Raw genomic sequence first — 12,102 nt, 5'->3', positions numbered from 1 at the left:
ATCTTCCATGTGATTCCTCCGTCCAGACTGTACTCTGTTTTCTCCACACCCGATCCATAATCGGTGGCGGTCAATGTTACCGTTACCGGATTTACGTACAAACCATTTTGTCCATCCGGTTGATCGGGCGTAATCATTGCTGTTGTGACAGGCGGATCCACATCGTATTTCAGAATCGACAGATAGGAGGGTTTGTTGTCGACGTTCTCTTTACTGTACAAACGAAGCGCATAACCGATACCGGTTTGCTTCAGTGCCATACTTGCGATACCATCCCCAAGAGCTTGTGCCTTAACATAGTCCGTTACATCGATCTGATGCCAACCGAGAACGCTATTGAAATGCTCCTTGGTGATTTCGGCTCCTGTTACGGGACGATTGTTCCAGGTGATCTCCTTTTCCGCCCAGTTGTCACCCGCCACTTCGTGCAGGTACATATCGACCTCGGTCCCGTCTGCATCACCTACAGCTCCGTATACGTTCAGGAATATCTTATCAGGATTCGGTACGATACCGTTCACGTCAAACTGTAAATAAGATATTCGATTCGTACCGGCATAGCGGGCAGATTTGACAAGAAGCTCTGTTCCACTGCCAAAATTACTGTTGCTTGAAGTGCCATCCTGCACATAAGTATCTTGGATTGGATATCGCTTACTCTTGTCCTTGCTCGTAAGTGTGAGGATAGCCATCTTGACGAACCGATCTTTTGTTACCATAACGCTAAGTTTAACCGATCCATCCCCGACAGCCTTGACGGTTCCGTTTGGATCAACTGCGATAATACTTGGGTCGCTGGAATAAAAGGAAACGTCCGCCTGCGCAAGATCCGCAACAGAGCCATCGTTCATGACTCCGGTTACCTTAAGGGTCGTGGAGTCTCCGACATCAAGTGTCGATGTTTCGGAAGTCAGAGATACGATAGCTAACCTCTTCGGGGCTTCCGTCATCTCAATCAACTTATCATATATTTGAACCTCTGCAATGCTATTCCAAAGGGAAACCGAATTGCCGTATCCGATAATCCGCACATAACGGGCTGAACCATCTCCGATATCATAGTTTTCCATATTCAACATCGTTATAGCGCTCTTTCCGCTAAATCGGGTCTCCCACGTCTGTCCGTCTTTCGATGTCGCGATATCAAACGTCTCTTGTCTCTCGTTGGCCTTGTACCAGCCAATAGAGACGCTGCGAATGTCAGTCTCGGCTCCCAAGTCGTATTGAATCCATTGACCTTTTCCTTCCGCAGACCAACGAGTATCGAAGTTACGATCCAGCGTATTCTCCGGAGCATTGCCGTCATTCGCACTATTTGTAACCGTTTGCACAGGCAAGGAGTCATCTACAGACACCGAATCTACATTCAAGTGTACCGCATATCGCGTTGCGACCGATGCGCCGGGATTTCTTACTTCCACCAATGCGGTTCCCGGGATACCGGTTGCTTTCGTGACATTCACCGTTGCAGCTGGGTTAGCTGCAGTGGCTGCTACGACGGGCGCAGTTGCGTCCGGTGAAAGTAGCCAATCATAGGTGAACATATCCTGAGCAAATCCCGGTAAAAACTGCCCGTTGAGCGTGATGCCGCTAAGCAGGGAAGTCTGATCAGCCAACTGGCTCCACACAGTTAGAGGCACAATATCAGGCAACGTTGTAGGCGGCTGCTCCCATTCCCGCAACGGCACCATGAATACGGATAACTGCAGCTTCGTTGTATTCGGCACATGAATAGAAAGCTTTTTCACTCCAATGTTTGGATTTTGCCCGGCAGGTTCGGGTGAAGATGACAAAGGTACTGCGTCCATTACGGTAAATTGGCCTTGCGGAGAGAGAATGGTTGCCCACAGTCTCTTTCCGTTTTGACTTAATATGGCGGTTTTCCCGTCATTGCTGATTTCTTCAACCTCCGTCATGGTATGCATGAACCACCATATGTCGGAAGGATCCGTCGTCTCCACTTCGTCCTGAATCAAGACCTGGCGACGCTGGTCAAACAGCTTTATGCCACGTTGCGCTTTCGTAACATTCACGCCATATACCGGCTTTAAATCCGTGATTGCATAAGCGCCATCCAAATCAGAGTGAAATGCCGTAATTTTAGCTGCATTATGAATATTTTGGTCCAAACCGGGTCCCGGATTTATGACCAGCGTGTTGCTCCCCTCCGCCCGGTTGCGGTAATAGTTCCAATGCCGATTATCAAAATACCCAGGGAGATTATAATCATCCGGTCCCAATAGCGTTGCCCATCGCACACCGAGGGCGTCAAGAACGAACTCTCCCGCATCCATCTGTTTGTGGCTTTCAGGCACAACCGCTCCCTTAATACCGGTAAAGACCGCATTTTTATCTTCCCATGCGCTGCGCATCGTGGCAACGTCCACATTAGCAAAATAACGATCACGGGCCAAGCCCCCCGCACGTGGACCTGGGTAGGAGTCCGGACGGTACCATAGCAAACTTTGCGGCGATCCGGTCATTTTGTATCGGAACCATTGCAGCTCAGGGTGATTAAAGTGCTGTGCCATCCAGAACAGTTGAGGCGACGGAGTCACTCCTGAATTGGCCTCTCCATAATTAAAGGCTTGTTCGTTTGGTCCTTCCAAATAGATAGGGAACAATCCCGTTTGGGATATACCTGGTTGATTTGCAAGGCCGAAGTCCGTTCCCAAGGCGCTATTCAGTTCAGCCAGATACAGAGCCAAATATTGTGTTCCATAATTCCAGTACCCGTATCCTTCAAACCAGCCGCCATCCGGCGCGAATTGCTTCAGGGCAACCGGTACTGATTCCAAACCTTTACGCAAAATATCTTCTGCAAGCAGCCGATAAGCCGGATCATCACTGACAACCAACGCGCCAGCAGTGAGACCGGCATTGCAAACCAGGTTCCAGTTATTGTCCGAACTTGGCCACCAACTTGTATTGTATTCGTTCAATCCGGGATTCAATCCCTTGGCGACTATCGCATCGAGAATCGTCTTCTTCCGGTTGGCGTTCCAATAGTCGTAGAACCAATCGTAACCGATTGCGAATCCGTGGGTCATTTCGGCAGTATCCAGGAAATGGGGCGGGTTCCAGTCCGGAAAAGCGGCGACGGCCTCCAGTTCCTTCCATGCCCGTTCCGCATAGACGGGATTCCCGTCCAACCGGTACGCCATACCCAGCGTGTACATGCGCTGTACCACCTGACGGCTTATATCCAGAAGACGCAGCCCGTCGGGCTTTTCATATTTGGAGACGGGAGCTGTCAGGAGGTTGTCCGCCCCGGCTTTGACAGACTGAGACCAGGCCGAAACCTGGGCATCGGTTTCGATGCGCTGTTTGATATCGATAAAATCGTTCGCTGTGGCCAGCAACCGGGGGTGCTCTTGAAGCAGCATGCCCGTCAAATAGCCGCTCTTCTCCAGCTTGACATCGTCAAACCACACTGTTCCTGTGGCATTCCATATGAAATTTTCGATGAGAACCTTTACCGTGCCAGGCGGAGTCCGAAAGCGATACGTCACTTTCATCCAGTCGTTGGTTCCTTTCCAGCTCCCCACATTCACGTTGTTTCCGATATTCCCCCCCTTGCTATCAAATAATTGAAGCCGAACCGTCGTTCCTAAGTCGCTTGATGCTATATCTGTTTTGATCCACATGCTTAGATCGTAGTACACATTTTCCGTTACAGACACAAATTGGTTCACATCCGCTCTGGCCGTGGCCCCGGCACTTATCCGCAGGGATAGGCTGCCGTCATGGGCTACCGTGGGGTCGACTTTTATTTCCGGTGCCCCTGTAGGAACAAACTTCCCCCACCCGTTCGGAAACCCGCCCGTCACGGATTCATAGCTGGGGTTAAAGATCAGGTTCGGCGGATCCAAGGGACTTGCCTTTACATTTCCCTTCATACTAAGCATCATGCCGATGACCATCGAAAAAATCAGGACCAGCATCAGTTTGCGTCCTACCAAACGCCGGAAGGGTTTTTGGGAAGAATAACTGTACATATAAAATTCACTCCTATTTTTTGACTTTAATGGCTATCAGGGAAAAATAGGTATTTTCACATGTGTTAGTTAACGTGTAAGCGCCTCCATTTTTATGGAAACACTGAAACTTTGGCAAGGCTAAACTCACCCCTACCTGTTCCTCAAAAATCCCATGGAAGTAAAACATCGGGATTATGGAGTCTCAATAATGCCTCGAAGTAGAAATAATCTCCATAAATCAAGCTTTGATTGGCATGTACATAGTTAAACATCCGTTCTTCCTCACTGCCTCGCTGATAAGCTGGACCCACGGTTCCATGCAGTAAGAATGCTTCTGCTTGGGGAAAAGCAGGCGCTAAATGAGCCGCTTGCAGCCGATTCAGATCAGCTATTGCCATGTCTTGAAATCTTTGCTCCCCGGTAAACTTCCATAATTCGAGCATGCCGCAGGCCGCAATAGACATAGCTGACGAGTCGATCGGCAGCCGTTCATTACGCGGTGCGTTGAAATCCCAAGGTGCATCTCCCGAAGGCAGAAGCGACGTAACCCAGTAATCCGCACACTTGATTGCTGTATCGAGGAAGTCTTTCCTCCTCGTATAACGGTAGGCTAGTGCAAAACCATACAATGCCCATGCTTGCCCTCTGCTCCAGCAGGACTCATGATCATAGCCCTGTCCGGTTCGGCCACCAAGCGGCTCGCCACTTAAAGGATCAAAATTGTAAGTATGATAGGTCGACCCATCATGGCGAACGATATATTTCTGAACCGTTTCTACATGCCGCTCGGCAGCCCTCTGAAATTCAACCTTTCCAGTTCGGTGAAAAGCCCAGAAAAGCAAGGGGACATTTATTAGACTGTCGATGATCATTTTCCCTTGTTTGTCCAAGCGCGATTCCGGAGTGTCCCCTTCCCAGTCATTCCATGCTTTCAAGAAAGCACCCGCCTCATTATATCGCGATAGCAACGATTCTGCTGCCTTCAAACCGATCGCCTGACTTTCTTCATCCGGTTCCAGAAGATCCTTATAGACGCATGTTAAGTGAAAGATAAAACCCACATCGTGATCGAGTGCCAAGTAACCTTTCATTTGATTGATCTCGGGATCGTCTGCCACACGCTCTGCCAACATCGGCACATATCGCTGAAATTCGTCCCACAAAACCGGATCCTTCCCATAGGAATAACCCAATAGCAGCATCGCGGGCCAAAATCCATCCGTCCAATGACCCGGCTGAAACGTCGCGATCTTGCCTTTAACCGATCCAAGAGGGCGAGGCAGAACTCCTTGAAAAATGAGTGAGTTTCGATATAACTTTGTCAACAATTGTTGTACACTATTCGTAGACATGTGTCAGTTTTTTCCTCCTATTAGACCTCTTTGATTATTTTACTGCTCCGATCATTACACCTTTAACGAAATACTTCTGTACAAATGGGAACATCACCAAAATCGGCAATGTGGAGACAATGATCGTCGCATATTTAATCGTCTCCCCAATCTGATAGCCATCCCCCGCAGAAGAACTTGACATACTATCCGTTGAATTGCCAATCAGAATTTCACGAAGAAATAATTGCAGCGGGAACAAGTTGCGATCCTGTAGAAAAATCGAAGCGTAAAACCAACCGTTCCATCGATCCACCGAATAATACAAAGTCATCACCGCCAGTACAGGCAGAGAAAGCGGAAGTACGATCCGCATCAAGATTGTGAAATGATTGGCCCCTTCGATCTTCGCCGATTCCTCAAGACTCTCCGGAATGGCCTGGAATGCTGTACGCATAATAATCATATAAAAGGTATTAATAGCAAAAGGGATAATGACACTCCATAATGAATTAATCAAGCCAATCCCCTTTACAACTAGATACAGAGGGATCAAACCACCATTAAAAAACATCGTGATTACAATAAAGATCATTAAAATTTTATTCCAATACACATTTTTTCGCGATAATACAAAGGCTGCCAGTATGGTCATGGTCAGGTTCACGATGAGCCCCATAACAACTAGAAATAACGTATTCAGGTAACCGCTTATTACATTTTGATTCTTAAACACAAACAGATAGGATTGAAAACTCAGCCCTAAGGGGTGAAATAGCATGCCTTTATGAGCAACAATTCGAGACGGTTCGCTCAACGAAGCAAATAATACATATAGCAAGGGATAACAAGCTGCAATAACAAGCAGGGCTAACGGAATATAGATAAAAAGATTAAAGATCAAGCTATTTTGTTTTCTCAACATGATTGGATCCTCCTTACCACAAGCTGTTTTCGCTTATTTTACGGCTGAGTCGATTCGCATAGAAAAGTAGAACTAGATTGATCAGCGAATTTAAGAGTCCAACCGCTGCGCTGTAGCTCCAATCGAATTCCAATATTCCTTTACGAAACACATAAGTATTAATAACATCTGACGTTTCGAAAATGGCCGGATTATATAAGAGCAGAATTTTTTCATAGCCGACATTCATGATGTTGCCCATTCGGATAATAAACATAATCGTAATCGTAGGCAGAAGACCCGGTAACGTCACATACAGCATTTGCTTAAATCGGTTAGCACCATCGATTCGTGCCGCTTCATATTGATCCTGATCAATATTCATCAATGCAGCTATATAAATAATCGATTCCCAACCGATCTTCTGCCAAATTTCGGACAACACATAGATCGGGCGAAATAATTCAGGTTTTTCCAACATCGCATTCCCGTCACCGCCGAGAAAAGTAATAATCGAATTAACTACCCCTCCACTATTGGTGAAGTCCTTAATCATGCCGCAGATCACAACAAGCGAAATAAAATAGGGCAGATACGAGCTGGACTGGACGAATTTCCGAATCAATTTGTGTTTAACTTCATTGATGAAAAGCGCCAAAATAATCGGTGCTGGAAATTCAAACAATAAGGAATATACGCTAAGAATGATTGTATTTTTAAGGATTCTCCATAAATAAAAGCTTTGAAATAAATCCGTAAAATGAGTGAATCCCACCCATTCGCTTCCTCCCACACCTCGCATGGGATTATAATCTTTGAAGGCAATAAGCGCGCTATACATAGGGATATAATTAAAGGTTACATAATAAACAATGACCGGAAGTATCATGAGATAAAGATACTTATTGAGCAAGAAATCCTTACCAATTTTGTTTCTCTTTTTCACAGGATCAGCTTCAACACGAATGGAGCCGGTGGATAGAGTGTTTTCCATAGCTACTCCTCTTTATAATGTTAGTTAAGGAGTAAGACAACAAGTGCGCCTTACTCCTGTAAAGTCAAGATTACCTTTTGTTGAAACGGTCCAAAGCAGCTTGTTTCAGTTGAATGATCCGATCCAGCTTTAATGATTTTAATTTTTCAATATACTTGTCGAAGTTTTCAATCGGTTCGCTGCCTAAAATCATTTTGAGCGTGGTTTCATTCACAAAGGTATTCATGTCGTTCAATATCTTGGCCGTTTCGGATGCCTCTTCTGGAGTCGGTGAAAGTGGCGGAATGTTATATACGGAAGCATCCGTGCTCTTCCATTGTTCCACTGCCTGTTTCTGTTGGTCGAGTGCAAAATATTGTTCCACATAACGTTTGTCTTGAATAAATGGCCCGCCGCTATTGCCTCTGATGTTCAGAGTCATAGCTTGCGCTACAGGCAGCTTGTCGGGGTTATTCATGATTAAATCCGAGAAGGTTGGATATCCGTTAACCATGTTATAAGAAACTCCTGGTGTACCGAAATTGAAGAACAGGCTGCCTTCTTCACTATACCCGTAATCCAGCATCTGAATAGCTAATTCCGGATTTTTGCTTGCTTTGGTAATTGCTACACCTAACCCTGTGAAGGCAAAATCTTTCTGTCCAAATTTCGGTTTATCCCCCTTCTTCAAGACGGGATAAGGAGCGCCATTCAGCACACCCTTCGGATCCTTAGCTACAAGTAATGGCGTATATCGGCCAATGCCCCCGCCCGCATTGGCTATTGTTGCTCCCGTCGCACCGGAAAGAATATTGGCGTCAAGTGTTTTTCCATCTAAAGTTGTAAAGTTTTTGTCCAGCAGCCCTTCCGCATACCACTTATGGAACAAGGTAAGGAAGTCTTTATAGCCTGGTTCTGCGGGACCGTATTTCACTTTTCCGTTTTCTTGATAGAAATCAGGTTTAACACCGAAAGCACCTACAAACCCGCCATATATAAGATTACCTAGGCTCAAACCGAGTGGTGCCGTGGCTCCTTTCTTTTCTTTAAACGCTTTCAAAACGGTAGTCCATTCATCGATCGTAGTCGGTACTTGCAGACCCAATTCATCCAACCAATCTTTTCTCAGTGTAGGCCCTTGGAATGTCATCAACTTATCATCGCCGCGAATAAAAGGAACTGTAAAATAACTGCCATTGTCCGTTTTCACTAACTTGTCTACTTCCGGATGTTCCTTCAAATATTTCATTAAATTTGGAGCGTTTTTAGCTAACAGATCGTTCAATTTCAATATATAGCCATCATTTATCGCTTTATCGGGTCCACCAGGTAAGTTAGCAATCAAATCATATTCAATCATATCCGGCAAATCTCCGGAAGCAAGCATCACATTAAACGCTGACTTGATTTGATCTCCAGCACCTGGAGCCGGAGAGATGAATTTCAGCTTAACACCGGTGCGTTTCTGCCATTCCTGGTAAAATGGTATTTCACCAAGGGAGGGTTTAAGTGATGCCGTAATTGAAGTCAATTCCTCCCAGTAACTTAACGTTTTATCCGTTGTCAGCGGATAGGTCACCTTCACCCCTGTTGCTGACGCTGCAGGAGATGGTGCCATAGTGGTAGAAGCGGTTGGCTCCTTCTTAGTCGAACAAGCTGCTAACATCGTACCTAGTGAAGCTGTCAAGACAACAAAAGTCATGATTTTCCTTACTTTCATTTGTTTCAATTGCATTAACCCCCCTGATTTTTTTGTTCCGAATTTCTTCCTGTGTGACATGTCTCACATATTTATTATGCAAAGCATCCCAAGGAAAATATATATTGAAAATCCATAATGGAACTTACAAAAATACGCTTATGGTTATTAAAACTGGAAATCCGATTATTAATTTTCACTTTCAAGCTCTTTATATCTGCCTGGAGTGATTCCTTCGTATTTTTTGAAAACCCGAATAAATGCCGTCACTTCATTAAAGCCGACCCTTTTCGCAACCTCATTCACATTAAGCTGTTCCAGCTTCAGCCATTCTTTCGCTCTGTTGATACGAAACTTATTAATATCGTCAAGTATGCCTTCGCCACGTTGTTCTTTATATAATTGAGACAAATATGCGGATTTCATTTGAAAGTGTTCTGCTATACTGGAAATATTTAAATTAACATCTTGGTAATGCGAACCAATATAGTTGAGGACATTATCAACTAAATTCTCCAAAGATTCATATCTGGAGCGTTCCTGACGTCGTTTTCGTTCTGTGAACGTATAATCACAAACCTCTTGAAGCATGGCTGTGAGCTGTGTCTTCATCTCTCCTATGGATTCGCAGAACATGAGCTGGTTCAGATGATGCTGGTTTTTCATAAATCCCGTTTCTTCGACATTCCCGATTTCATTAATTGTTTTGATGAACGTACTTACCATATTAAACATAAGACATTTGGTCATCTGCACGGATACCAAAGCTTTGTTGATGTTGCGGTCGAATATATCATCCAAAGTTTGTTTTGCCCTTGTGACATCACCGATTTTGACATAATTAATCAATTGCTGCTCCACTTGCAACGGGTAATAGTATTCCGAATGAAGTTGATCCATTTTGTGTTTGTGGGTTTCATTGAATGAGATGACATTCAGGTTCCCTGTCACTACTCGATATTCCATCACATCCATGGCTTCTTTGTAAGCTTCAGCAATACCTTCTACGGTTGCATGAACTGCACTGATCGAGAACTCAAGATGAATACGGAAATTGTCCCGCAAATAAGCTTGGGCCTCCAAAGCGATATTTAATAGATCTTGCTCTTGCTCGTCGTGTGTCCCTTCTCTGAAACAAGTCAAACAAGCTAGCATTTCATCAACTTCTGCTATATAACCCGCGTGTCGTTTTCTGGCGATTTCTTCAACGATGTTTGTAATAATGAAATACATCAATTTTATTTTCTCAGCATCATCCCTTCCCTCCACTCGAGAAATAAATTCATCGTTGTTTTCCATAAAGAAGAGAATGACAGCAAAATCGTCTGTCGAAAATGTCATATTAAAGGTATTTAAAGCTTCTTCCAACGGAATCTGCGTATCCAGTCGCCCTTTCAGCAGTCTTGAAATAAAGTTGGAGCGCAGTAAATGATTTTGTTGATTTAATTTCAAGCGGAAGCTTTGTTTTTCATCTAGGGTTTTAAATAAGGCCTGTTGGATGAAATTGAATTCATTCTCCTCAGGGGACTTAGGATCGCGAGTTTCGTTTTGAATGGTTTGCAACAACTTGTTGACGGGATTATAATTACGCCTGATAAAAAATAAAACTAAAAGCAAACCACCCAGAAGCACAAGCAGCAGCGTTATATACGTTAAAAGTCGAATATATTCGACATTTCCCCAAAATAATTGACGCGGAACTACCAAAACATACTTTAAACCGGAGATCGTCGATTTTGTAAAGAAATACTGGGATTCCTTTCCCTTGGATAGGGCAAATAGAGTACCGGTATCTCCGGCAAACGAATCTATGATCAAGGAATTCACCGATTGATCAGGTGAATTGGATAAGAGCGATTGGTTATCCTTGTCCAGAATAAACATCTCTCCGCCATTAAAGAGCTGCACCTTGTTGACAATTTCCTGCAGCCGAGCTTCATCAATCATAATGACAACGCTTCCTACAGGCTGTTCATTTGCCGCTGCCGGAAATGAACTGATTAAGGCCAAGCTTCTGGTTAATTTTCCATTCTCACTCACACGTTCAATGGGTCGATATACCTTTTGTCCTTTCTGGGTCACATTCGAAAGCCATTTATCGTAGGATAGATTTCCTCCGTTAAGAGTTAACTCGTAACCTAGCCTACTGTTACGTATACTACTTGATGTCAAAATTTGATCCGTTCTGGCGTTATAAATATAGTAATCATCTACAAAGGGGTAAAAGATTGTGTAAAACTGCAAATCCCGTGTCACTTGATACGTTTTGAACGCTTGGTCGGCATCAATCATATTGGAGTAAATGAGATCTTGAACATTGGTATTAAACGTAATGACCGTGTTGAGCCGTTCGATGTTTTCAAACCTGTTATCAAGTGCATCTCTCACCTGATTCATCATCGTTGTATTGGCGCGAGTAATTTCGCTCATTAGGACTTTGCTCGATTGTTGATATACGATGAAGCTAACCCCAATTGGCAAGAAAAGAATAATTAAATAGGAAATAAACCATGTCCAAACAATACTTTTACGCCAGCCCCAAATTTTTAGTGAACGCATTGCAATTCCCCTTTCTACACTTCCTTCAAGTAAGCAAAAACAGCAGATTCTGATGAATAATCATCAAAACCTGCCGAAGGTTAGGCTCATTTACTGGTTATTCACAAGATGGCATGTCTCACACTTTTATTATAGCCGCCATCACACGATAAACATATATTGAAAATCAGCAATGCAATTTACAATAATTCGTTTAATGATACTAGCAGTCCGTTCTCCCCTCCAATTACTTCAATAGTTCGAGTATTCCATTTCAACGGTGGACAACCCGCAGAAGCAGGAAAGATCTTGATCATTTTTTGTTGCCACACCAAAGGGACCGCTGTATAAAAAACGGAGCCGCATATGCCACACGTTCTCCGTTTTTTGAGTTTCCTCTTCCAATCGTATTACTTAGTTACTTTTACAATCATCTTATCGCTGGACATGGTTCCCGCATGGTTAACGAGCTCAGCGCGATACTCATAGGTGCCTATTGCTCTATTTGCTACGGTCGCCATTGCAGATTGAGCAGCCGGTGTATGGCTTGTCATTGCTTGTGTATAGATGAGAATACCGTTTTCGTATAAATGATAGGTCGTTCCATTCGTTCCCCACCACATATTCATGTCAACTTTGAAATTGCCGTCGCCATCCCAGTTGTCATTGGAAAGGAC

Annotated in this window: 7 protein-coding genes; all 7 read right to left on the bottom strand. The window is 44.2% G+C overall.

Features of this window, described 5'->3' with window-relative positions:
• On the bottom strand, window positions 1-3,998 hold a 3,998-nt coding region (locus tag GC098_RS27460), incomplete at its 3' end, for a CBM96 family carbohydrate-binding protein (RefSeq protein ID WP_171646384.1).
• 143 nt (window positions 3,999-4,141) lie between these two features.
• A complete protein-coding gene (locus GC098_RS27455; RefSeq protein ID WP_171646383.1) occupies window positions 4,142-5,332 on the bottom strand; it encodes a glycoside hydrolase family protein in 1,191 nt (396 codons plus the stop codon).
• 34 nt (window positions 5,333-5,366) lie between these two features.
• Window positions 5,367-6,236: a carbohydrate ABC transporter permease gene (locus GC098_RS27450; protein WP_171646382.1), complete on the bottom strand. Its 870-nt coding sequence runs from the start codon at window positions 6,234-6,236 to the stop codon at window positions 5,367-5,369.
• Window positions 6,237-6,249: 13 nt separating this feature from the next.
• Window positions 6,250-7,209, bottom strand: a complete 960-nt coding sequence (locus tag GC098_RS27445; protein ID WP_171646381.1) for an ABC transporter permease — start codon at window positions 7,207-7,209, stop codon at window positions 6,250-6,252.
• A 70-nt stretch (window positions 7,210-7,279) separates the two neighbouring features.
• Window positions 7,280-8,923 (bottom strand): extracellular solute-binding protein, encoded by a 1,644-nt coding sequence (locus tag GC098_RS27440; RefSeq protein WP_376773962.1) that lies wholly within the window; start codon window positions 8,921-8,923, stop codon window positions 7,280-7,282.
• A 153-nt stretch (window positions 8,924-9,076) separates the two neighbouring features.
• Window positions 9,077-11,446: an AraC family transcriptional regulator gene (locus GC098_RS27435; RefSeq protein ID WP_171646380.1), complete on the bottom strand. Its 2,370-nt coding sequence runs from the start codon at window positions 11,444-11,446 to the stop codon at window positions 9,077-9,079.
• A gap of 389 nt (window positions 11,447-11,835) precedes the next feature.
• Window positions 11,836-12,102 (bottom strand): chitinase N-terminal domain-containing protein (locus GC098_RS27430; protein ID WP_171646379.1); only part of this gene is annotated, 267 nt, incomplete at its 5' end.

Origin of the sequence: Paenibacillus phytorum (assembly GCF_013141715.1) — a bacterium.
GTDB classification, from domain to species: Bacteria; Bacillota; Bacilli; order Paenibacillales; family NBRC-103111; genus Paenibacillus_E; species Paenibacillus_E phytorum.
Note: the sequence above shows the minus strand (reverse complement) of the source record. Positions and strands in the feature narration are given on the sequence as shown.

Coding starts and splice junctions, on each gene's coding strand:
- GC098_RS27455 (WP_171646383.1), bottom strand. CDS start 5,332: ATGTCTACGAATAGTGTACAACAATTGTTGACAAAGTTATATCGAAAC.
- GC098_RS27450 (WP_171646382.1), bottom strand. CDS start 6,236: ATGTTGAGAAAACAAAATAGCTTGATCTTTAATCTTTTTATCTATATT.
- GC098_RS27445 (WP_171646381.1), bottom strand. CDS start 7,209: ATGGAAAACACTCTATCCACCGGCTCCATTCGTGTTGAAGCTGATCCT.
- GC098_RS27440 (WP_376773962.1), bottom strand. CDS start 8,923: ATGCAATTGAAACAAATGAAAGTAAGGAAAATCATGACTTTTGTTGTC.
- GC098_RS27435 (WP_171646380.1), bottom strand. CDS start 11,446: ATGCGTTCACTAAAAATTTGGGGCTGGCGTAAAAGTATTGTTTGGACA.